Annotated in this window: 20 protein-coding genes; 3 read left to right on the forward strand and 17 right to left on the reverse strand. The window is 73.0% G+C overall.

Going from position 1 to position 22,940, the window contains the following annotated elements; translation table 11 throughout:
- Positions 1 to 89 precede the first annotated feature (89 nt).
- From atpD to glyA, 10 genes are all read right to left on the reverse strand, one after another.
- The gene (gene atpD / locus DER29_RS22020) at positions 90 to 1,526 is read right to left on the reverse strand and encodes a F0F1 ATP synthase subunit beta (RefSeq protein ID WP_121399589.1); all 1,437 of its coding nucleotides are present in this window, start codon (positions 1,524 to 1,526) and stop codon (positions 90 to 92) included.
- Positions 1,526 to 2,455 (reverse strand): F0F1 ATP synthase subunit gamma, encoded by a 930-nt coding sequence (locus tag DER29_RS22025; RefSeq protein WP_121399590.1) that lies wholly within the window; start codon positions 2,453 to 2,455, stop codon positions 1,526 to 1,528. Before DER29_RS22025 ends, atpD begins: the two co-directional genes overlap by 1 nt.
- A 10-nt stretch (positions 2,456 to 2,465) precedes the next feature.
- Positions 2,466 to 4,121 (reverse strand): F0F1 ATP synthase subunit alpha, encoded by a 1,656-nt coding sequence (gene atpA, locus DER29_RS22030; protein ID WP_121399591.1) that lies wholly within the window; start codon positions 4,119 to 4,121, stop codon positions 2,466 to 2,468.
- A gap of 93 nt (positions 4,122 to 4,214) precedes the next feature.
- Positions 4,215 to 5,036, reverse strand: a complete 822-nt coding sequence (locus DER29_RS22035; protein ID WP_121399592.1) for a F0F1 ATP synthase subunit delta — start codon at positions 5,034 to 5,036, stop codon at positions 4,215 to 4,217.
- On the reverse strand, positions 5,036 to 5,566 hold the full coding sequence (locus DER29_RS22040; protein WP_121399593.1) for a F0F1 ATP synthase subunit B: 531 nt from the start codon (positions 5,564 to 5,566) through the stop codon (positions 5,036 to 5,038). The genes DER29_RS22035 and DER29_RS22040 overlap by 1 nt, the downstream gene beginning before the upstream one ends.
- Before the next feature lie 31 nt (positions 5,567 to 5,597).
- Positions 5,598 to 5,825, reverse strand: coding sequence for an ATP synthase F0 subunit C (atpE, locus tag DER29_RS22045; protein WP_121399594.1), 228 nt, complete (start codon positions 5,823 to 5,825; stop codon positions 5,598 to 5,600).
- 93 nt (positions 5,826 to 5,918) lie between these two features.
- A complete protein-coding gene (atpB, locus tag DER29_RS22050; protein WP_121399595.1) occupies positions 5,919 to 6,740 on the reverse strand; it encodes a F0F1 ATP synthase subunit A in 822 nt (273 codons plus the stop codon).
- Positions 6,741 to 6,962, reverse strand: coding sequence for a hypothetical protein (locus tag DER29_RS22055; protein ID WP_121399596.1), 222 nt, complete (start codon positions 6,960 to 6,962; stop codon positions 6,741 to 6,743).
- A gap of 164 nt (positions 6,963 to 7,126) precedes the next feature.
- A complete protein-coding gene (locus tag DER29_RS22060; protein WP_121399597.1) occupies positions 7,127 to 7,558 on the reverse strand; it encodes a hypothetical protein in 432 nt (143 codons plus the stop codon).
- A complete protein-coding gene (glyA, locus tag DER29_RS22065; RefSeq protein WP_199729500.1) occupies positions 7,555 to 8,841 on the reverse strand; it encodes a serine hydroxymethyltransferase in 1,287 nt (428 codons plus the stop codon). Before glyA ends, DER29_RS22060 begins: the two co-directional genes overlap by 4 nt.
- 35 nt (positions 8,842 to 8,876) lie before the next feature.
- Here glyA and DER29_RS22070 point away from each other — a divergent pair, with 35 nt between their 5' ends.
- Entirely contained in the window at positions 8,877 to 10,370 is a 1,494-nt protein-coding gene (locus DER29_RS22070; protein ID WP_121399599.1) for an SDR family oxidoreductase, read from the forward strand.
- A 46-nt stretch (positions 10,371 to 10,416) separates the two neighbouring features.
- Here the strand turns inward: DER29_RS22070 and DER29_RS22075 are convergent, their stop codons facing one another.
- From DER29_RS22075 to prmC, 4 genes are all read right to left on the reverse strand, one after another.
- Entirely contained in the window at positions 10,417 to 12,528 is a 2,112-nt protein-coding gene (locus DER29_RS22075; protein ID WP_121399600.1) for a transglycosylase domain-containing protein, read from the reverse strand.
- 116 nt (positions 12,529 to 12,644) lie between these two features.
- The gene (locus DER29_RS22080; protein ID WP_121399601.1) at positions 12,645 to 13,256 is read right to left on the reverse strand and encodes a phosphotyrosine protein phosphatase; all 612 of its coding nucleotides are present in this window, start codon (positions 13,254 to 13,256) and stop codon (positions 12,645 to 12,647) included.
- Positions 13,257 to 13,901, reverse strand: coding sequence for an L-threonylcarbamoyladenylate synthase (locus DER29_RS22085; RefSeq protein ID WP_121400111.1), 645 nt, complete (start codon positions 13,899 to 13,901; stop codon positions 13,257 to 13,259).
- Positions 13,901 to 14,839, reverse strand: a complete 939-nt coding sequence (gene prmC, locus DER29_RS22090; RefSeq protein WP_121400110.1) for a peptide chain release factor N(5)-glutamine methyltransferase — start codon at positions 14,837 to 14,839, stop codon at positions 13,901 to 13,903. The genes DER29_RS22085 and prmC overlap by 1 nt, the downstream gene beginning before the upstream one ends.
- Positions 14,840 to 14,920: 81 nt before the next feature.
- Here prmC and DER29_RS22095 point away from each other — a divergent pair, with 81 nt between their 5' ends.
- A complete protein-coding gene (locus DER29_RS22095) occupies positions 14,921 to 16,471 on the forward strand; it encodes a GGDEF domain-containing protein (RefSeq protein ID WP_121400112.1) in 1,551 nt (516 codons plus the stop codon).
- Between the two features lie 22 nt (positions 16,472 to 16,493).
- Here DER29_RS22095 and prfA read toward each other — a convergent pair whose 3' ends face one another.
- Complete coding sequence (gene prfA / locus DER29_RS22100; protein ID WP_121399602.1) at positions 16,494 to 17,582, reverse strand: peptide chain release factor 1; 1,089 nt, start codon at positions 17,580 to 17,582, stop codon at positions 16,494 to 16,496.
- A 97-nt stretch (positions 17,583 to 17,679) separates the two neighbouring features.
- Complete coding sequence (rpmE, locus tag DER29_RS22105; RefSeq protein ID WP_088998650.1) at positions 17,680 to 17,904, reverse strand: 50S ribosomal protein L31; 225 nt, start codon at positions 17,902 to 17,904, stop codon at positions 17,680 to 17,682.
- 104 nt (positions 17,905 to 18,008) lie between these two features.
- On the opposite strand from rpmE, the gene DER29_RS22110 reads away from it, so the two are divergent.
- Positions 18,009 to 19,100, forward strand: coding sequence for an AAA family ATPase (locus DER29_RS22110; protein ID WP_233600138.1), 1,092 nt, complete (start codon positions 18,009 to 18,011; stop codon positions 19,098 to 19,100).
- Between the two features lie 119 nt (positions 19,101 to 19,219).
- On the opposite strand, the gene DER29_RS22115 is transcribed toward DER29_RS22110, so the two are convergent.
- A complete protein-coding gene (locus DER29_RS22115) occupies positions 19,220 to 22,717 on the reverse strand; it encodes a phosphodiester glycosidase family protein (protein WP_121399604.1) in 3,498 nt (1,165 codons plus the stop codon).
- Positions 22,718 to 22,940 lie beyond the last annotated feature (223 nt).

The following is a 22,940-nucleotide window of genomic DNA, read 5'->3' on the forward strand; positions in this document are numbered from 1 at the left end:
GGAACCGGGCGGCGGCGATCACCCGGTCCGAAGACGGACGAAAGGCCGCCCCGGCAGTGCCGGGGCGGCCTTTCGTCAGGACCGACAGGTCAGCCCTTCATCAGCTCCGCCGCCTTGCGCTCCAGGTCCTCCAGACCACCGCACATGAAGAAGGCCTGCTCGGGGAAGTGGTCGTACTCGCCCTCGCTGATCTTCTTGAAGGCCTCGATGGTCTCCTCGATCGGGACCGTCGAGCCCGGCACGCCGGTGAACTGCTCCGCCGCGTAGGTGTTCTGCGACAGGAAGCGCTCGATGCGCCGCGCGCGCTGCACGGTGATCTTGTCTTCCTCGGAGAGCTCCTCGATACCGAGGATGGCGATGATGTCCTGCAGGTCCTTGTACTTCTGCAGGATCCGCTTAACCTCGGTCGCCACCGCGAAGTGCTCGGCGCCGACGAACTCCGGGGCGAGGATCCGGGACGAGGACGCCAGCGGGTCCACGGCCGGGTAGATGCCCTTGTCGGAGATCGACCGCTCCAGGTTGGTGGTCGCGTCGAGGTGGGCGAACGTGGTGGCCGGGGCGGGGTCGGTGTAGTCGTCCGCCGGCACGTAGATCGCCTGCATCGAGGTGATGGCCTGGCCCCGGACGGAGGTGATCCGCTCCTGGAGCTCGCCCATCTCGTCGGCCAGGGTCGGCTGGTAGCCCACCGCGCTCGGCATGCGGCCGAGCAGGGTGGAGACCTCCGAACCCGCCTGGGTGAAGCGGAAGATGTTGTCGATGAAGAGCAGCACCTCCTGCTTCTTGACGTCGCGGAAGTACTCCGCCATGGTCAGCGCGGAGAGGGCGACCCGCAGCCGGGTGCCCGGCGGCTCGTCCATCTGGCCGTAGACCAGCGCGGTCTTGTCGATGACGCCGGACTCGGTCATCTCGGCGATGAGGTCGTTGCCCTCGCGGGTGCGCTCACCCACGCCGGCGAAGACCGAGGTACCACCGAAGTTCCGGGCGACACGGGTGATCATCTCCTGGATGAGCACCGTCTTGCCCACGCCGGCACCGCCGAACAGGCCGATCTTGCCGCCCTTGACGTACGGGGCGAGCAGGTCGATGACCTTGATGCCGGTCTCCAGCATCTCGGTCTTCGGCTCCAGGTCCGCGAAGGCCGGGGCCTTGCGGTGGATGCCCCAGTGGTCGTCGGGCTGGAGCGTCTCGCCCTCGGTCAGGTTGAGGCACTCGCCGATCGCGTTGAACACGTGGCCCTTGACCGTGTCGCCCACCGGAACGGTGATCGGCGAGCCGGTGTCGCGCACCTCGGTGCCACGGACCAGGCCGTCGGTCGGCTGCATCGAGATGGCGCGGACCATGTTGTCACCCAGGTGCTGGGCGACCTCCAGGGTCAGCGTCTTCTCGCCGCCGGAGAGCGTCACGTCCACGTGCAGGGCGTTGAACAGGGCCGGCATGACGTCGCGCGGGAACTCGGCGTCGACGACCGGGCCGATGACCCGGACCACGCGACCCGTGGCCGTCTTGGTCTCTACTGGGGCAGTCATCACACTTCACTTCCCGACGCGGCGAGCGCGTTCGCGCCGCCGACGATCTCGCTGATCTCCTGGGTGATCCCGGCCTGGCGGGCCGAGTTCATCTCACGCGTGTACTTCTCGATCATCTCTTCGGCGTTGTCGGTGGCGCTCTTCATCGCCCGCCGACGGGCCGCCGACTCGCTGGCCGCCGACTCCAGCAACGCCGCGTAGATCCGCGTGTTGATGTACTTCGGCAGCAGCGCGTCGAGCAGCGCCTCCGCGTCCGGCTCGAACTCGTAGGACGGCAGCGCGCCCTCGGCGCGCGGCCGGTCCTCCACCTGCATCGGGCCGATGACCTTGGTGACCGGGGTCTGGGTCATCAGGGAGTGGAACTCGGTGTAGACGATGTGCAACTCGTCGATCCCGAGCACCCCGTCCGCCCCGGCGCTGCCGTCGACGTCGTCCGCACCGGCGGTGAACGCCTTGATCAGCGTCTCGCCCACGGTGCGGGCGTCGGCGAAGGTCGGCTGCTCCGAGAACCCGGTCCAGTTGGCCTCGATCGGCCGGTCACGGAACCGGAAGAACCCGACACCCTTGCGTCCGATGACGTAGAGCACCGGCTCCTTGCCGTCGGCCCGCAGCCGGGCGATCAGCGACTCGGCCATCTTGATGGCGTTGGAGCTGTAGCCGCCGGCGAGGCCACGATCGGAGGTGACCAGCAGGACACCCGCCCGCCGCACCTTCGGACGCGGGGTGAGCAGCGGGTGGTCGATCCGCGCGTTGGACGCCAGTGCCGTGAGCACACCGGTGACCGCCCGGGCGTACGGCAGGGACGCCTCCACCCGGGCCTGGGCCTTGGCGATCCGGCTCGTCGCCACGAGCTCCATCGCCTTGGTGATCTTCTTCATCCCCTTCGCCGAGCGGATCCGTTGACGAAGAACGCGTACCTGGGCCGCCATGGATCAGCCCTTACTGGTTCTCGGCCGGGCGGTCGCCCGCGCCGTCCCGGTAGCGGGTCACCGTCTCGCGGTTCTCGTCGCCCTCCAGCGGCGAGGCCGGGGCCTCGTTGATCCGCCGCTCGTCGGCCTTGCCGAGGAAGACCTGCTTGAAGTCGGCGATGGCGGCGTCGAGCGAGCCGATGATGTCGTCGTTCCACTGGTGGTCGGCGATGCTGGCCAGCACACTCTCGTGCTTGTGGCGCAGGTACTGGAGGAACTCCGACTCGAAGCGGCGGATCTCCCCGACCGGGATGTCGTCCAGCTTGCCCTCGGTGCCGGCCCAGACCGAGACGACCTGCTCCTGCACCGGGAACGGCGAGTAGTTCGACTGCTTGAGCAGCTCGACCAGGCGGGCGCCGCGGTCCAGCTGGGCGCGGGAGGTCTTGTCCAGGTCGGAGGCGAAGGCGGCGAACGCCTCCAGCTCGCGGAACTGGGCCAGGTTGAGCCGCAGCGAGCCGGCGACCTTCTTCATCGGCTTCACCTGCGCGGCGCCACCGACCCGGGAGACCGAGGTGCCGACGTTGATGGCCGGCCGGACGCCCTGGTTGAACAGGTCGGTCTCCAGGAAGATCTGGCCGTCGGTGATGGAGATGACGTTGGTCGGGATGAAGGCCGAGATGTCGTTGGCCTTCGTCTCGATGATCGGCAGGCCGGTCATCGAGCCGCCGCCCAGCTCGTCGGAGAGCTTCGCGCAGCGCTCCAGCAGGCGGGAGTGCAGGTAGAAGACGTCACCCGGGTACGCCTCACGGCCCGGCGGGCGACGCAGCAGCAGGGACACGGCGCGGTACGCCTCGGCCTGCTTGCTCAGGTCGTCGAAGACGATCAGGACGTGCTTGCCGCCGTACATCCAGTGCTGCCCGATGGACGAGCCGGTGTAGGGGGCGAGGTACTTGAAGCCGGCCGGGTCGGAGGCCGGGGAGGCGACGATGGTGGTGTACTCCATCGCGCCCGCCTCCTCCAGGACGCCCTTGATCGAGGCGATCGTGGAGGCCTTCTGGCCGATGGCGACGTAGATGCAGCGGACCTGCTTCTTCGGGTCGCCGGAGCGCCAGTTGTCCCGCTGGTTGAGGATGGTGTCCAGCGCGACGGTGGTCTTGCCCGTCTTCCGGTCGCCGATGATCAGCTGACGCTGACCGCGACCGATCGGGGTCATGGCGTCGACCGCCTTGAGACCGGTCTGCAGCGGCTCGTCGACGGACTGCCGGGCCATCACGTTGGGGGCCTGGAGCTCCAGCTCGCGGAAGCCCTCGTTGGCGATGTCGCCGAGCCCGTCGATCGGCTGGCCGAGCGCGTTGACCACGCGGCCGAGGAAGGCGTCGCCGACCGGCACGGAGAGCACCCGGCCGGTGCGCTTGACGCGCTGGCCCTCTTCGAGCTTGGCGGAGTCACCGAGAACGACGACACCGATCTCCCGGACGTCGAGGTTCAGCGCCACACCCAGGGTGCCGTCCTCGAACTCCAGGAGCTCGTTGGTCATGGTCGAGGGAAGACCCTCGACGTGGGCGATGCCGTCGCCGGTGTCGGCGACGGTGCCGACCTCCTCGCGGGAGAGTTCGGACGAGTAGGAGGAGACGTAGCGCTCCAGGGCGCCGCGGATCTCCTCCGTCGAGATGGTCAGCTCGGCCATCCTCTGCTTCCTTAAGTATCAGGGGCCCGGGATACCTAGTACCGACCGGTCCGAATGGCGTCTATGTCACAGGCACTGGGCGGCGCTGCCGCCTCAGCGCTTCGCGAGCGCGTTGCGGCTCTCGTTGAGGCGGCGCAGAACGGTGCCGTCGTACAGGTCGGAGCCGACCCGTACGCTCACGCCACCGAGAACCGAGGGGTCCACCGTCTGCTTGACGGAAACCTCTCGACCGTATATCGCGGAGAGGCTCGCGCCCAGCCGGCGCTCCTCCTCTTCACTCAACGGGGCCGCGGCGGTCACGTACGCCACCTGCCGGTCCCGCCGCTCGGCGGCCAGCTCGACCAGCCGGCTGAGCGCACCGGAGAGGTTGCGTCCACCGAAACCGGCGAGCGCGACCCCGATGAGGTAGCCGGTGATCGGCCGCGCCTTGCCGACGAGCAACTGGTCGACCAGCGTGGCCCGCCGCTCGGCGGGGACTGCCGAGTCGGAGAGCGCGCTGGACAGCTGCGGCGAACCGGCGACGACCTGCCCGAAGCGGAACAGCTCGTCCTCGACCTCGCCCAGCTCGCCGGCGGAGTCGGCACTCGCCAGGAGCGCGTCGATGCCCAACTGCTCGGTGGCGCTGAGCAGTTCCGACGGCACCGACCAGCGGCCGGCGACCAGGGAGGCGACCAAGTCCAGCGCCTCGGCGCCGACCTTGCCGCGCAGCAGCTCGCCGAGCAGCCCGGCACGGTCGGCCCCGGAGCGGGCCGGGTCGGAGAGCGCGCGCCGCAGCCGCGGTTCGCGCCGCAGCAGGTCGGCGACGGAGAGGATGTCGCCGGCGGTGGTGGCCACCGCCGACGGCTCCGCGCCGCGGACGTACGCGTCGAGGTGCTCGACCGCGACCTTGTACGACTCCCGGCTGGCGGCCTGCATCAGCGGGCCCCCGCGCTCTCGAGGTTGCTCAGGAACCGGTCGACGGTGCCCTTGCGACGCGCCTCGTCGGCGAGGGACTCCCCGACGATCTTGCTGGCCAGGTCGACCGCGAGCGTGCCGACCTCCGTGCGCAGCTCGCGCACGATGGTGGCCCGCTCGGCGGCGAGCTGCTCCTTGCCGGCGGCGATGATCCGGTCGGACTCCTCCCGCGCCTTGGCGAGGATGTCCTGGCGGATGCCCTCGGCGTCGGCGCGGGCGTCGTCCCGGATCCGCGCCGCCTCGGTACGCACCTCGGCGAGTTGGGCCCGGTACTGCTCCAGCACCTGGTTCGCCTCGGCCTGGGCGGCCTCGGCCCGCTTGAGGCCACCCTCGATCGCGTCGACCCGCGCCTGGTACATCGCCTCCATGCGGGGCATGACGAACTTCAGCAGGACGAAGCAGAGCAGGGCGAAGGCGATGGTCCCGATGACCATCTCCTGCCAGATGGGCAGGATCGGGTTGTGCTCCACACCTTCTGCGGCGATGAACATGTCAGACCTCCGGGTCGGGAGAGAGCTCTCGTCAGCCCTGGACGGCGAAGGCGAGCACCAGGCCGAAGAGTGCGAGCGCCTCGACCAGGGCGAAGCCCAGGACCAGCCAGGTGCGGTTGTAGCCGGCGGACTCCGGCTGACGCGCGCTCGACTGGATGTAGGCCGCGAAGACCAGGGCGACACCGATACCGGGGCCGATGGCGGCGAGGCCGTAGCCGATGGTGTTGACGCTGCCGCCGATTTCGGCAAGAACAGTCATTGCGGGTATTCCTCCTGTTCGACGCGTGAGTTCTCACGCGTACGCGGGTCGGTACCAGAAGCTTGGTCGGGCCGGGCGGCCCGCCGAGCCCGATCAGTGCTCGTCGGCGAGCGAACTTCCGATGTAGTTCGCGCTCAGCGTGACGAAGACGTAGGCCTGCAGCACGGCGACCAGGACCTCGAAGAAGGCCATCACGATCGCCATCAGGAAGGAGAAGACCGAGGTCACCTGGATGAACAGGCTGCTCGAGTTCAGCATCACGAAGCCGCCGACGGTGAAGACCAGCAGCAGCAGGTGGCCGGCGAACAGGTTGGCGAAGAGCCGCAGGGCCAGCGTGACCGGTCGGACGATGAACGTCTGCAGGAACTCGATCGGGATCAGCAGGATGTGCATGGGCCACGGCACGCCCGGGATGATCAGGCTCATCTTGAGGTACTTGCCGAGGCCGTGCTTGCGGGCGCCGATGTAGAGGTACATCACGTAGGAGATCAGCGCGAGCACGATCGGGAAGGCGATGTGCGAGTTGGGCGAGATCTGCAGGCCGGGCACGATGGCGAAGAAGTTGGTCAGCACGATGAAGCTGAACAGCACCGTGAAGTAGGGCGCGAAACGGATGCCCGCGTTGCCCATCTGCTCGCGGGCGATGTTGTCCCGGACCAGGCCGTAGACCGACTCCGCGTACCACTGGGCCTTACCGGGGACCAGCTTGGGCTTCCGGTAGGCGAGCATGAAGAAGATGATCAGCAACGCGACCGCGAGCCAGATCATGATCCCGAACTTGGTGACCCAGGGGCCAGCCACGTCCGGCGGGTAGAAATCTCCGACGCTGGGGGGCCAGGGAAGCCCCTCGGCGGCGACGAGCTGTCCACTCACCGTGTCATCCTCCGCACTCGACAGACCCGCGCGTGCTGGCACTCAAGCACTGAGCCTCTTCATGATCAGGTAAATCGCTCCGGCCGCGCCGAAGATCATGCCGACGGCGGCCCCGACGCCGGTGGGCAGATCGAGAAGTCGCTCCGCCAACCACCCGAGGAAGCCCCACACCACGATGCCGGCGAGGAGGTAGCCCAGAACGGCCCCTGCCACGCCTTCCGACGAGTGCTCGTCGGACCTGCGGGGGTGTGGGTCTTCGGCCATGACGTGGCGAACAATATCAGCAGGGACGCGCGGGAGTGTGCGGCACCCCCCACACTGCGGACAGCGTGCGGGCCGTGGTGCGGGCGCGAAAGTCGTTGGTCAGGTTACTCCCGTGCGGCCCGCCGCGGCAGCCCGAAATGCCGGACGCAGATCCGACAGAACGCTCACTCACCGCGTCGCTCGAATGTGGGCAGCGGCGTACGCAGGGCCCACGTCAGGTGGGCGCCCGTCCAGACCACCACGGCCGCGATGATCGCCACTCCCATGTCCGGCAGGCCGGGCCAGCCGGTGGCCGCCACGGCGGCCATCACCACCCCGAGCACCACGATCTTCGTGGCGTAGGTGACCAGCCCGACCGACATGATCATCCGGGGGTTGACGGCGTCGGCCCAGGCCACCGAGACGCCGGAGACCAGGTAGCTGGCGATGACCAGCGCGATCCCGGCGGCCACCCCGGCCGCGCCCGTGGCGCCCCGCAGCACCGCCGCGGTCGGGACCGCCACCAGCGCGAGGACCGCGCAGGCCAGCAACGGCAGGCGAAGGTGCGGCAGCCGGGCCCGGATGGCGCCCGGCTCGCCCGCGCGCGGCGCGCTCATCGGGGGTACGCCGGGAAGGCGGCGACCAGCTCGGCGACCTCGCCGGCGATCCCGGCGAGGGTGTCGGCGCCCCCGGGGGCGGCGGGATCGGTGCGCACGGCGCGGGCGATCAGCGAGGCGACCTGGCGCATCTCCGGCTCGCGCATGCCCTGCGTGGTGACGCTCGGGGTGCCCACCCGGATGCCCGAGGCGACCATCGGCTTCTGCGGGTCGTACGGGATCGCGTTCTTGTTCAGGGTGATGGTGGCGGCGTCGCAGCGCGCCTCGGCGTCCGCGCCCGTCACCCCGACCTCGCGCAGGTCGATCAGGGCGAGGTGGGTGTCGGTGCCCCCGGAGACCGGGCGCATCCCCTCGTCGGCCAGCCCGGCGGCGAGCGCCCGCGCGTTGGCCACCACCCGGTCGGCGTAGGCCCGGAACTCGGGCTGGGCGGCCTCCCGCAGCGCGACCGCCTTGGCGGCGACGACGTGCATCAGCGGGCCGCCCTGGGTGAACGGGAAGACCGCCTTGTCGATGCGCTGGGCCAGCGACTCCCGGCACAGGATCATGCCGCCGCGCGGGCCGCGCAGCACCTTGTGCGTGGTGAGGCAGACGACGTCGGCGTGCGGCACCGGCGACGGGACGGCCTTACCGGCGACCAGCCCGATGAAGTGTGCGGCGTCGACCATCAGATAGGCCCCGACCTCGTCGGCGATCTCGCGGAACCGGGCGAAGTCGATCAACCGCGGGTAAGCCGTCGCGCCACAGATGATCATCTTGGGCCGGTGCGCGAGGGCCAGGTCGCGCACCTCGTCGTAGTCGATCAGCTCGGTGTCGCGGCGGACGGTGTAGCCGACCGTGTGGAACCACTTGCCGGAGAAGTTGACCCGGCTGCCGTGCGTGAGGTGGCCGCCGTGCGGCAGGTCCATGGCGAGCACCGTGTCCCCCGGCTGGACCAGCGCGGCGTACGCGGCCAGGTTGGCGCTCGCCCCCGAGTGCGGCTGGAGGTTGGCGTGCTCGGCGCCGAAGAGTTCCTTCGCCCGCGCGATGCCGATCTCCTCGGCCCGGTCGACCTCGGCGCAGCCGCCGTAGTAGCGCCGGCCCGGGTAGCCCTCGGCGTACTTGTTGGTCAGGGTCGAGCCGAGCGCGGCCAGCACCGCCGGCGAGGTGAGGTTCTCGCTGGCGATCAGTTGCAGTCCGCCCCGGAGCCGGTCCAGCTCGCCGAGCACCACCCCGGCGATCTCCGGGTCGGTCGCACGGAGCTGGTCGAAGTCCGGCCCCCAGAAGGTGCTCGTCTCAGTAGCCACAGCGCCAGAGTCTATTGGGCCGCACACTGGAGACCGTGAGATGCCTGGTCACCGGAGCGACGGGTTACATCGGCGGGCGCCTCGCGCCCCGGCTGCTGGCCGAGGGACACACGGTGCGCTGCCTCGCCCGCAAGGCGGGACGGCTGCGGGACGTGCCGTGGGCGGCGCGGACCGAGATCGTCGAGGGCGACCTGCGCCGGCCGGAGACGCTGCCGGCCGCGTTCGCGGGCGTGGACGTCGCCTACTACCTGGTGCACTCGCTCGGCCAGGCCGGCTTCGAGGCCGCCGACCGGGAGGCCGCCACCCGGTTCGCCGAGGCCGCGCGGGCCGCGGGCGTACGCCGGATCGTCTACCTGGGCGGGCCGGAGCCGGCGGCGGACTCGGAGGTCCCGTCGGCGCACCTGCGCTCCCGGGCCGAGGTGGGGCGGATCCTGCTCGACAGCGGGGTGCCGACGGCGGTGCTGCGGGCGGCGGTGATCATCGGTTCCGGGTCGGCCTCGTTCGAGATGCTGCGTTACCTGACCGAGCGGCTGCCGGCCATGGTCACCCCCCGCTGGGTCCGCAACCGGATCCAGCCCATCGCCGTCCGGGACGTGCTGCGCTACCTGGCCGGCTGCGCGAGCCTGCCGCCGGAGGTCAACCGCGCCTTCGACATCGGCGGGCCGGACATCCTCACCTTCCAGGACATGATGCAGCGGTACGCGCGGGTGGCCGGGCTGCGCCGGCGGACCATCGTGCCGGTGCGACCGCTGACGCCGTCGCTCTCCTCGCACTGGGTCGGGCTCGTCACGCCGGTGCCCAACGCGATCGCCCGGCCGCTGGTGGAGAGCCTGGTCCACGAGGCCGTCGCCCACGAGCGCGACATCGCCGCGTACGTGCCCGACCCGCCGGAGGGGCTGACCGGCTTCGACCAGGCGGTCGCGGCGGCCCTGACGAAGGTCCGCGACGGCGAGGTGGAGACCCGCTGGTCGACCGCGAGCGGGCCCGACGCGCCGGCCGAACCGCTGCCCAGCGACCCGGAGTGGTCCGGCGGGACCGCCTACACCGACGTCCGCGAACGGGCCGTGCACGCCCCGCCGGAGGAGCTGTGGCGGGTCGTCGAGGGCGTCGGCGGCGAGCACGGCTGGTACTCGTTCCCGCTGGCCTGGTCCGTGCGGGGCTGGCTGGACCGGCTGATCGGCGGCGTCGGGCTGCGCCGCGGCCGGCGCGACCCGCACCACCTCCAGGTGGGCGAGGCGCTGGACTTCTGGCGGGTGGAGGAGATCGTGCCCGGCGAACTGCTGCGGCTGCGCGCCGAGATGCGCCTGCCGGGCCGGGCCTGGCTGGAGATGCGCGTGGTGCGGGTGGACGGGGAGAGCAGCCGCTACCAGCAGCGGGCGGTGTTCCTGCCGCGCGGGCTGCCCGGGCACGCGTACTGGGGCGCGGTGGCGCCCTTCCACGCGGTGGTCTTCGGCGGGATGGCCCGCAACATCGCCCGCCAGGCGGAGCAGTCGGCCCGCCGGCCCGCCGCCCCGTTCCTGCGCCGCTGAGCCGCCGCGCGCGCCGGTCACGGGCCCAGTCGCCGGCGGCGCGGGCTCAGTTGCCGGCGCGGGAGCCGGTGAGCTGGAAGGCGGTCGCCTCGCTGGGCGGCACGAAGTCGCGCACCGGCTCGTCGCGCAGCGCGAAGGCGAGCACCTCCCCCACCGCCTCGACCAGTTGCCGCTGCACCCGCTGGCCCACCGCGTCGCGCGGGTCGTCGGGGTTCGCGGCGATCGAGGCGACCGCCAACTGCGGGGTGAAGGCGACCACGGTCTCCGTCGCGTACCCGTCCGAGCTGCCCGTCTTGCCCGCCACCGGCCGGCCGAGCTGCCGGCGCAGCCCTTCCGCGGTGCCGCCGTCGCACTCCCGGTACATCGACTGGTCGCCGACCGCACAGCGGGCCGCGTCGGCCGCCGCGCGGGCCACGTCCGCGTCCACCGCCTGCCGGCAGTGCGGCCGCGCGGCGGCCACCGGCCGGCCGGCCGCGTCGGCGATCGAGACGACCGGCAGCGGCGCGCACCACGAGCCCTCGGCCGCCACGGCGGCGTACGCGCCGGCCAGGTCGAGGGGGGTGGTGGCGGAGACGCCGAGGGTGAACGGCCCCCACTCGCGCGCGCCGTGGCGGGCCAGCCGCGCGTCGTCCTCGGAGCGGAAGGCGATGCCGAGCCGCTCGGCCATCTCCACCACCCGGTCCGCGCCGACCCGCTCGGTCAGCCAGGCGAAGTACGTGTTGACCGACTCGCCGAAGGCGGTCCACATGGTGTGCGGGCCGTCCATGGAGGCGCTGGCGTTGCGCGGGCACCAGTACCCGTCGCAGCTCGCCGCCCCGCTCGCCGAGTAGTCGGTCACGATCCGCTCCGGCGCGTCGAACTCCGTGCTCAGCGGCAGCCCGGACTCCAGCGCGGCCAGCATCGTGAAGACCTTGAACGTGGAGCCGGCCTGGTAGCCCTCGATCGCCCCGCCCCCGGCGACCAGCTGGTTGACCGTGTTCGGGTGGTTCTTCTGCCCGGCCGGGTTGGCGGCCACGCCGTAGTTCCGGTTCACCGCCATCGCGAGGACCCGGCCCGTGCCGGGCTGGACCACCGCCGTCGGCGCCGCCCGGCGGTCGTCCACCGAGTAGATCCGGCGGACCTGCTCGGTGGTGGCGCGCTGCACCGCCGGGTCGAGCGAGGAGACGATGGAGAACCCGCCCCGGCGCAGCGTTCGCTGCCGCTCGTCGACCGTCGCGCCGAACGCCGGCTGGGCGTTCCACCAGCGGGTGAACCAGTCGCAGAAGAAGCCCCAGTCGTTGTGCTCCGCCGGCACCGCCGTGCAGTCGTTCGGCGTCTGGCTGGGGCGCAGCTTCAACTGCTCGGCCCTGGCCCGGTCCGCCGCCTCGGCCGGGACCTGCCCGGACTCCACCAGCCGGTCCAGCACGTACGCCCGGCGGGCGAGCGCGGCGTCCGCGTCGCCGTTGATCGGGTCGTCGGTGTGCGGGGAGCGGACCAGGCCGGCCAGCAGCGCCGCCTCGGCCAGGGTGAGCTCCGCCGGCGGCTTCGAGAAGTAGCGGCGGCTCGCGGCGGCCACCCCGTACGCGCCCGCTCCGAAGTAGGCGATGTTGAGGTAGCGGGCGAGGATCTCGTCCTTGGTCAGCTCCCGCTCCAGGGCCAGCGCGTACCGCATCTCCTGGATCTTGCGCGCGGTGGTCATCTCGGTGGCGGCGGCGCGCTGCCGCTCGCTCAGCCGGGGGTCGTTGCTGAGCACGTTGCGGACGTACTGCATGGTCAGCGTGGACGCGCCCTGTCGGGTCTCCCCGGTCCCCTGGTTGACGGTGAAGGCCCGCACCACGCCGCGCAGGTCGACCCCGCTGTGCTCGTGGAACCGGGTGTCCTCGGCGGCGATGACCGCCTGCCGCATCACCGGCGCCACGTCGGCCAGCGGCACGTCCACCCGGTCCTCCTGGTAGAAGGAGGTGATCAGCGTGGTGCCGTCGTTGGCGTAGAGGTTCGAGCGCTGGGGCGTGGGCGGCGTGCGCAGCGTGTTCGGCAGTTCCGAGTACGGCGCGGCGAGCGCCGAGAACCCGATGCCGAACACCAGCGCGGCCGGGAGGGCCGCCACCGCGAGCGCCAGCCCGGCCAGCACGCCGGCGATCAGTACGGTGAACAGTTTGTCGAGGCGTGCCCGGGTCATCAGCTCTCCCCGCAGGAGCCGGTCAGGACCCACCCAGAATGACCCGAAAGTCCCTCTTGACCGCCCCTTTCCCCCAAACCCGCAGGAAACTCACGCGGGCGGGTACCTCGGGAGGGTCACGGCAGGAGCACGGCGGCGAGGGGGTGCACGCTCTCCTCGATCTCGTCGGCGACCCGGCTGAAGCACTGGTCGCCGCGCCCCCACGGATCGTCGAGATCGTCGGTGGGCAGCGAGGTGGTGCCCAGGCGGGCGGCGTGGGCGGCCTCCACCAGGGCCACGCCGCGCGCGTACACCGCGTCGGGGGTCGCCTCGGCCGCCGGCAGCGCGGCGGCGTCCACCCCGGCGAGCAGCCGGCCGAACTCGCCCAGCACGAACGTGCGCGACGCGGCGTCGGGCCGCAGCGCCACCACGTACTCCTGCTGGTCGGCGGTGGCGGTGAGGACGAGGTCGGCGGCGTCGATGTGGTCCGACCGCAGCTTGCGCGCGGCGAAGCCGGCGACGCTGCCGCCCCGGGACGTCACCTGGCGCGACGCCGGCGGGTTCATCTCCTCGCCGGCGTGCCAGCCACCGGTGCCGGCGCTGTGGCTGTGCAGCAGCTCGTCGGCGCGGTCCGGGTCGACCTCGCGGCGGGCCAGCCGTCCCCGGACGGCGAGGGCCAGCAGCCGCTCGGCCATCGGGGACCGGCAGATGTTGCCCATGCAGACGTGCAGCACGGTGAACGGAGGCACTCAGACCCCCTGGCCGGCGAGGATGTCGGGCACCACGTCGCGGAGCTTCTCCAGCCCGACGGCGCCCTGGCGGAGGACCTGCGGCACCTCGCCGGTGAGGTCCACGATCGTGCTCGGCACCGGATCCGGGCAGGGCCCGGCCTCCAGGTAGGCCCGCACCGAGTAGGAGAGCTGGTCGCGGGCCTCCTCGGCGGTGAGGGCGGCCGGCTGGCCGGTCTTGTTGGCCGAGGCGACCGCCATCGGGCCGGTCTCGCGCAGCACCTCCAGCGCCACCGGGTGCAGCGGCATCCGCACCGCCACCGTCCCGGAGGAGTCGCCGAGATCCCAGCGCAGGCTGGGCGAGTGCGCCACGATGATGGTCAGCGCCCCGGGCCAGAACGCCTCGACGAGGTCCCGGGCCGCCTGGGGCAGCGAGTAGACCAGGCCGTCGAGGGTGTGCCGGGAGCCGATCAGCACGGGCGGCGGCACCTGACGGCCGCCCTTGGCGTCGAGCAGGGCCTTGACCGCGTACGGGGTGAACGCGTCCGCGCCGATCCCGTAGACCGTGTCGGTCGGCAGGACGACCAGCTCGCCGTTCTTGACCGCCTCGATGGCAGCGGCGATGCCGCGGTCCCGGTCGGCGGGCGACCGGCAGTCGTAGAGCATCACGAGGAGTCAGTCTGCCACGTCGCGTCGGCGGCGGCGTGCTGGCCGTCCGTCCGCCGGGACGCGGTCGCGAAGCGGGGCCGTCCGGTCAGGTCCGGGTGGTCGGCGACCGCCTCGAACCGGCCGTCCGCGGCGAGCAGGTCGGGCACCGCCGTGCCGTGCGTGTCGTCGTGCTCCACGCCGAGCACCCCGCCCGGGCGCAGCAGCGCCGCCGCCCGGGCGATCACCGGGCGGATCACCGCCAGGCCGTCCGCGCCGCCGAAGACCGCGTTCGCCGGATCGTGCCGCCCCACCTCCGGGGGTACGGCCACGCCCGACGGCACGTACGGCGGGTTGCAGAGCAGCACGTCGACCCGGCCCACCAGGTCGGCGAGCAGGTCGGCGGCGGTGACGTCCGCCGCCACCACCTCGATCGGCCGGTCCCCCGCGGCGGCCCGGGCCGTCGCGTTGCGCCGCAGCCAGGGCAGCGCCGCCGCCGACCGTTCCACCGCCACCACCCGGGCCGCCGGCAGCTCCTGGGCCACCGAGAGGGCGATCGCCCCCGAGCCGCTGCACAGGTCCACCACCAGCGCGGCATCCAGGCGTCGGCCCTGCGCGATCCCCCAGCCGGCGAGCAGCTCGGTCTCCGGCCGGGGCACGAAGACGCCCGGCCCGACGGCCAGCTCCAGGTGCCGGAAGCCGGCGCTGCCCGTGAGATGCTGCAACGGTTCCCGCCCGGCCCGCCGCGCGACCAGCTCGTCGAACCGGTCGAGCTGGTCGGCCGTGAAGTCGTCGGCCAGCGCCAGCCGCCCGCGGGGCACCGCCAGCACGTACGCGGCCAGCTGCTCCGCCTCGGCGCGGGCCGAGGCGACACCGGCGTCGGCGAGGGCCCGGGACGCCCGGGCCAACGCCACGGAAGGGCGCTGCCGTCTCGTCCCTTCGGACGGGTGTTGCGGCACGGTGGTCACGAGATAATCATGGGGCGTCGCGCTGGACATCACGAGCGGATGCGTCCGGACGCACACCGACAGGAGGTCGCGGTGGGTTGGCTCGACCGGGTCACCGACCAGGTTGACGCCCTGTCGCGCGCGCGGGCCCTGCAGGAGTCCAGCCAGTCCGCCGAGGCGTACGCGATCCTCGACCGGGTCGCCGCCACCACCACCGACCCGTACGCGCGGGCCGACGCCCTGGTGCAGCGCCTCTCCGCGGTGATCAACCTCGGGCGGACGGCGGAGTACACCCGGGCCGTCGAGGAGGCTTCCACCGCCGTCCGCGACCTCGCCGAGCCCTACCTGCTCGGGCACCTCAACGCGCTGGCCGCGCTCGCCGCGCACCACCAGGGCGCGCTGGACCGCTGCGTCACCCACCTGGTGAAGGCCGCGCGGGCGCTGGGCGCGGTGGAGGACCCCGACCGGGACACCGCGTGGGGCTGGCACGACCTGGCGATGGCCTACTCGTACCTCAGCTTCCACGGCTACGCCCTCGGCGCGATCGAACGGGCCCGGCAGCTCGGCAGCGCCGCCGAGATTCCGGAGGAGACCTTCGCCGCCCCCGGGATCCGGCTGCGCAACGCCGTGGCGCTGGACCACAACGGCGACAGCGACGGCTGCCTGCGGGTGCTGCGCGACGTCGCCGCCGACCTGGACCGGTTCCGGCGCAGCGGGCGGGCCGGGAAGCTGCGCCCGAGCAGCCTGGCCGCGTACGGCTACGCCGCCGCCCGGCGGGCGGCCCTCGGCGACCGGTGGGACGTCGACACGGAGACCGCCCCGGGCCGGCTGCTCGGCCACGGCGGCGACAGCGCCCGGGCCCGCGACATGCGCCAGCTCGGCCAGGTCTGCCTGGCCGTCGCCGAGGGACGGCCGATCGAGGCCGTCACCCGGCTGGACACCGTCCAGGTCTCCACCGAGACGCTGGGCGCGGCCGAACCGGCCCGGCTGCGCAGCATCGCCCTGGCCCGCGCCGGCGACCACGCGGGCGCGCACCGGGCCGACCGGCTGGCGTTCCGGCTGGCCGCCCAGCGCAACGACCGGCTCCGGGACGTCTACATCGACGGCATCGCCGCGCGCATCGACCACGAGGAGATGCGCCGCGAGGCGGCCCGCTTCGAGGGCGAGGCGTTGACCGACCCGCTGACCGGGCTGCCCAACCGGCGGCGGCTGGAGCGCTACATCGCCACCCTGGTCGCCCACGGCGACCGGGTGGTGATCGGCGTCTGCGACCTGGACGGCTTCAAGGCCGTCAACACCCGGCACGGGCACCACTCCGGCGACCTGGTGCTCCAGCGCATCGCCGGGGTGATCAACCGGGTGATGCGCCGGGGCGACTTCGTGGCCCGCTACGGCGGGGACGAGTTCGTGGTGGTGCTGCCCGGCGCCGGGATGACCGAGGCGGCCGAGGTGGGCCGCCGGATCGACGCCGCGGTGCGCACGGAGGACTGGGAGTCGCTGGTGCCCGGCACACCGGTCGGGGTCAGCGTCGGCTTCGCCGAGGTGGGCGCCACCGGTCCGGGCCTGCGCGACGCCCTCGGCACCGCGTTCGAGGCCGCCGACCGCGCGATGCTGGCGGCGAAGACCCGCCCCCGCGCCTCCTGACCCCGGGCGCCGGGCCGCGACGTCAGCGGCGGGTCAGCTCGGTGTCACCGGCGAGGCGGGCGGCGCGGTCGGCCTCGACGAGGGCGTCGAGGACCCCGTCCAGGTCGCCGGCGAGCGCCAGGTCCAGGTTGTACGCGGTGTAGCCGATCCGGTGGTCGGTGATCCGGTTCTGCGGGAAGTTGTAGGTGCGGATCCGCTCGGAGCGGTCCACGGTGCGCACCTGCGCCTTGCGGGCGTCCGAGGCGGCCGCGTCGGCCTGCTCCTGGGCCGCCGCCAGCAGCCGGGCGCGCAGGATCCGCATCGCCTGCTCCCGGTTCTGCAACTGGGACTTCTCGTTCTGGCAGGAGACCACGATGCCGGTCGGCACGTGCGTGATCCGCACCGCCGAGTCGGTGGTGTTCACCGACTGGCCGCCGGGCCCCGACGAGCGGAACACGTCGATCCGCAGGTCGTTCGGGTCGATGGTGACGTCGACGTCCTCGGCCTCCGGCAGCACCAGCACCCCGGCGGCGCTCGTGTGGATGCGGCCCTGCGACTCGGTGACCGGTACGCGCTGCACCCGGTGCACGCCGCCCTCCCACTTGAGCCGGGACCAGACGCCGTTGCCGCCCTCGGGCACGCCCTTGGTCTTGATCGCCAGCGAGACGTCCTTCACCCCGCCCAGGTCCGAGTCCTGCGCGTCGAGCACCTCGGTGAGCCAGCCGCGCCGCTCGGCGTAGCGGGTGTACATCCGCAGCAGGTCGCCGGCGAAGAGCGCGGACTCCTCGCCGCCCTCGCCCGCCTTGATCTCGACGATCACGTCCTTGGCGTCGTGCGGGTCGCGCGGGATCAGCAACTCCGCCAGCCGCTGCTCCAGCGCCGGCAGGCTCTCCGCGATCGACTCGGCCTCGGCGGCGAAGGACGCGTCCTCGGCGACCAGCTCCCGTGCGGCGGCGAGGTCGGCGCGGGCCTGCTCCAGCTCCCCGGCCGCCTTGTGCAGCGGGACCAGTTCGGCGTACCGACGGCCGACCCGGCGGGCGGTGCCCTGGTCGGCGTGGATGGCCGGGTCCGCCAGCCGCTTCTCCAGCTCGGCGTACTCGTCGAGGAGGGCGGCCAGACGCTCGCTGCTCATGCGGGGGAGGCTCCTTCGACGACGAGGACGGGACCAGGGGGAATACGGACGGCGCCCGCGTCCGGCACGAAACCGGGCGCGGGCGCCGAACGAGGAGCTACTTGGCCTTCTTGGCCTGAACCTTGGCGTACTTCTGCTGGAACTTGGCCACCCGGCCCGCGGTGTCCAGGACGCGCTGCTTGCCGGTGTAGAACGGGTGGCAGGCGCTGCAGGTCTCGACGTGGATCGAGCCGCCCTTGGCGGTGCTGCGGGTGGTGAACGTGTTGCCGCAGGAGCAGCTGACCTCGGTGGTCACGTACTCCGGGTGGATGTTGGACTTCATCTCGCCTCGGTCCTCTCGTGGATGGTCGCCGGGTCGCCGTCGGTGTCCGTCGCGGCGCGCGACGGGCTCGGGCGTGAACCGGAACCGGTGGCCGATTGACCAGTGTGCCATGGGCGTACGCCGACCCGGCAATCGGGCCGCACGGCTGGTCCGGCATCGACAACGCACGCCCCACCTCCCGCATTCCCGACGCCTGGCCGGGCATTCATCCCGGCACGCCGCCGTCGGCGTCGTGCCCCGCCCGGGGCACGCGCCGGGGGCGGCGGGACCGCCCGACGACGTACGACACGGAGGACCTGATGGCCCGCCTGATCGCCACCCGGGGACTGCCCGCCTCCGGCAAGACCACGTTCGCCCGGACGCTCCAGCCGTCCGTGGTCCGGGTCAACCGGGACGACCTGCGCCGGATGCTGCACGGCGAGCGGCTGTTCACCCAGTGGGCGGAGTGGCAGGTCACCGTCGTGCAGCGGGCGCAGGTCGAGGCGCTGCTGCGGGCCCGCGCCGACGTCTGCGTCGACGACACCAACCTGCGGTCGCGGACCCTGCGCGACTGGGCCGACCTGGCCGCCCGGCACGGCGCCGAGTTCGAGGTGCACGACTTCACCGACGTGCCGCTCGCGGAGTGCCTGCGCCGCGACGCCGCCCGCCCCGAGGCCGACCGGGTCGGCGAGGCGTGGATCCGCCGGCTGCACGAGCGCTACCTGGAGGGTCGTACGCTGCCGCTGCCCGTGCCGCAGGCCCGGACGGGGCGGCCCGCCACGGTGCACGCCCCGTCGACCGAGCCGCCGGAGATTGTCCTGGTCGACATCGACGGCACGGTCGCGCTGAACGTCTCGCGCAGCCCGTACGACATGACCCGCGTCGCCGAGGACGAGCCCAACCCGGCCGTGATCGCGGCGGTCCGGGCGATGCACGCCGCCGGGTACGGGGTGGTGTTCTGCTCGGGCCGGGACGCCACCGCCCGCACCGCCACGGAGGCGTGGCTGGCCCGGCACGTCCGGGTCCCCTACCTCGGGCTGCACCTGCGTGCCGTCGGCGACAGCCGGAAGGACTCCGTGGTCAAGCGGGAGATCTACGAGCGCGAGATCGCCGACCGCTACCGGGTGGTCGGCGTCTTCGACGACCGCCAGCAGGTGGTGCGGATGTGGCGCACCCTCGGCCTCACCGTTTTCCAGGTCGCCGAGGGCGACTTCTGAGGCCCGCACCGGTCACCGGCGCGGGCCTCGGAGCACCGGTGCGGTCTCACACAGGCGTCGGAAAGGGCCCCTCCCCCCACGCGCCGAGCGTCGGGGAAGGGGCCCTTTCTCACCTACCGCTAGGCGGCGGGGGCCACGGCGGCGGCCGTCAGGGTGACGGTCGCCTCGGCGCGTGCGCCGTTGACGTCGACGACCAGCTTGACCTGCGCGCCGGGGCGCAGGGCGGTGAGCTTGCCGGTGGCCGGGTCGAGGCGGGCCACGTGCCAGGGCTTCAGCCCGAGGATCGAGCCGACGTGCACGTTCGGCGAGGCGGACCAGTCCGCGCTCACCGGCGCCGCCACCGGCACCGTACGCCCGCCGGGCTGGGTCACCGTGGCGGTGACCGTCGCCGGGGCGCCGACCGCGACGCTGGCCGGGGCGGCCAACGCGAGCGCGTCGGCGTGCGCGTGGAACTCGGCGGCGACCCAGCGCGGGCCCTCGACGAGCGGGTTGCGCCGGGCCCGGTCGGCTTCGGCCGGGCTCACCGGGTCCACCCCGAACTCCGTCCACCCGGTGAAGCCGCCCTGGTCGGCCGGGGTGGAGGGGTTCTTGCCCGAGTTGCCGTTGATCAGGTACGGCACCCCGTCGACCCGGTCGGCGTGGAAGGTGCCGACGTGCCCGCCGACGAAGGCCGCGCCCTTGCCGGTGCGGTGCTGGAAGTCGGCCAGCCACTGCTCCAGCAGCGCCGCCTCCTTCCGGTCGCCGAGCTGGCTGGCCTTGGCCGGGCTCGGGTCGCGCGGCGGGTGGTGGTGCAGCACGACCACCGACCCGACGGCCGGGTCACCGGCCGCCGAGTCGAGCGCCTCGCGCAGCATCCGCACCTGGTCGAAGCCGCCGCCGCGCAGCGAGCCGGTCGACGAGTTCAGGGTGACGAACCGGGTGCCCTTGTGGTCGAAGGTCCGCTCGGTGTCGCCGAAGGCGGCCCGGAAGTTGGCGATCGGGGCGCCCATGATCTCGTGGTTGCCGGGCACGTAGTAGTACGGCAGTTCCCCGCCGAGTTCCTCGTCCAGCAGCCGCTTGGCCAGCGCGAAGTCCGCCGGGTAGGCGGTGTCCACGAAGTCACCGTTGATCACCAGGAAGTCCGGCTTCGCGGCCTTGACCTCGCGGAGCGTACGGCGGGCCTGGGCGACCAGGTCGCTGTCCGGGTTCGCCGCGACGAACTGCGCGTCGGACATGACGGCGAAGCGCCAGGGCGCCCCGTCCACCGTGCCGTCACGCAGCACCACCCGGTCGGTACGCGGCTTCTCGGCCGGCGCGTCGACCGTCGGCGGCACCTTCGCCACCAGGTCGTCGATGACCACCTCGCTGCGGTACTGCGCGGCGGCGTTGGTCTCCGCCACGTAGAACCGGCGGACCCGCACCGGGTACTGCACCCCGGCGGGCACGGCGAACTCGACGTACTTCCAGCCCGTCCAGGTGATCAGCGGGCCGCGCAGCACGTGCTGGGTGTCCTGCGCGTCGTGCAGGTGCAGGCTGGGCCACTCCCCCGTGCCGTTGCCGTGGATCCACATGCCGAACGCCTGCGGCTGGCCGGCGACCTCGATCCAGGCCGGCGGGTCCGCGTACGCGGCCCGGGTGCCGGTGGACTGGCTGAAGTCGTACGTCATCTTCAGGCCCGTGCCGGTGCGGCCCGGCGCGGGCGCGACCGCGCCGCTGGCCCGGGCCTGGCTGAACTTCCAGGCCGCCGCGTCGTCGAAGCCGGCGACCGGCACGTCGGTGAGCCCGACGGTGACCGGTAGGACGGTGCTGCTCCGGCCGACGTGGACGGTGACGAGCGCCGAGCCGGTGTCCCGCAGGGCGGTGACGGCGAGGTTGCCGTCGGCGGTCGGGGCGATCTTCAGCAGTTCCTTGTCGTAGTCGAGCTTCAGGTCGGCCGGCTCGATGGGGGCGGTGTTGCCCTCGGCGTCGTAGCCGACGACGCCGAACAGCGCGCTGCCCTGCGCGCCGGTCAGGCCGACCCGGTCCACCGTGGAGTCGATCCGGGCCAGCGGCCCGAGCACGGTCAGGTCGAGGGTGCCACGGGCCCCGCCCCGCGAGGCGGTGACCGTGGTGCTGCCGGGCAGGAGGGCCCGGAAGCGGCCCTTGCCGTCGACGACGCCGTGCACCGCCGGGTTGGCCCGCCACGTCGGCGCGCCGGCCGCCGGGCCGTACGTCTCGTCGTGGCCGGCGGCGGTGAGTTGCCTGGTCAGGCCGGGGAAGACACGGTCGGGCCGACCGCCGCGCACCGGCGCTACGCCGGGGGCGGTGGTCGGGTCGCTGGCGGTCTCCAGCCAGTACCCGGTGAGCCGGCCGCTGCCCTTGGGCGCGTAGATGGCCAGGCCGTTGGGCACGGCGCGCTCGCTGCCGTCGGACGGGCTGTTCTCCACCTGCACGGCCGCCGCACCCGGTTCCCGGGCGAGCAGCGTCGAGGAGCCGCCGCCGTCGAGGTTGAGCGCGTGGTGCGCGCCGAGTTCGGCCATCATGCGGCCCATCTCGGTCTGGGTGACGCCGCGGCTGTCGACCTGCCGGCCGTCCACGGTCAGCATGATCATGCGGCGACCGTCGGCGGAGAAGCCGACGGACGTGCGCGGGGCCAGCGACGCGTCGGCGATGCTCTGCACCACTCCGTCGCGGACCAGCACGTTGCCGCCGCCGACGGCCGCGTGCAGGGTGCTGCCGTCCGCCGGCTTGGGCTGGTAGGCGACGGTCACCGGGTCGCCGGGGCGCAGCCCGGCGAGGGCGTCCGCACCGGCGTCACGGCCGAGCAGCACGGTGGTGCCGGCCGGGACCGCCCCGCTTCCGGCCGTGCCGCCGACGGTGGCGACGCGGCCGTCGATCACCGTGACCTCCGTGACGCGGGCGGCGCCCTCGACCGCGCGTTGCCGGGTGTACGACCCCCAGAGCGCGGTGAAGACGCCGATCCCGTTCGCCTGGATCATGTTGTTGAACTGGGTCAGCGTCACCGGACCGGTGGGCAGGGTCGCGGTGCCGTCGAAGTTCACCTCGATGACCCGGCCGAGCCCTTCGGTGGTGATCGCGACGGCGTTGCGGTGCCCGTTGACCGCGGACTGGACCAGCTGGCCGTCGCGGACGCCGACGCCCTGGGCGGCACCGGAGTTGTTGATGTCGAAGAAGTCACCGTTGACGGCGGCGACCGCACGGGCCGCGTCGACGGCGCCGCGCAGCGGCTCGGCCCGGCTGACCGCGCCGGAGTTGACGTAGTCCACGGTCAGGCCGCCGGTGAGGTCGGCGGTCAGCGCGTCCGCGCGCAGCCAGCCGTCGGCGTCGTACCGGTCGAAGGAGGTCAGTTTGAGGCCCGGGGCGACCGGGCGGGTGGTCTTCGCGGTCTCCAGCCCGCCGGCCGGCTCCACGCCGGTCGGGGCCGCGGCGGCCGACATGCTCGCGGCCGGGTCGCTGGCGAGCGTCACGGAGCCCGTGGAGTACGAGGAGGCACGCGGTGCGTCCTCGGCCGCGGTGAGGGACGGGTCGGTGGCCGGAGCCGGCGCACCGGCGTTCGCCGGCACGGTGCCGGCCAGGGTGAGCAGCGGCGTCAGCAGCAGGACGCCTGCGAGCCGGGCGGATCGTCTGCGGGTACGCATGGGCGACAGTCAACCGGACGGTGAATAGAAGTTTCAATAGCTGCCGGCCAAAGCGAAGGAAAACTCCACCCTTCCGGCTGCCGTCCTCGCCGCTACGGCACCGCCCCGCAGACGGCGGCACCCGCGCCACGCTTCCTGGGCCGCGCAGGCAGGGCCGCTTCCGGCACGGCGGACCGCACCACCACACCCGCGCGCCGCACCGCCGCGCACGCCGCACCCGCAC

The sequence above is a fragment of the Micromonospora sp. M71_S20 genome (assembly GCF_003664255.1).
GTDB lineage: Bacteria > Actinomycetota > Actinomycetes > Mycobacteriales > Micromonosporaceae > Micromonospora.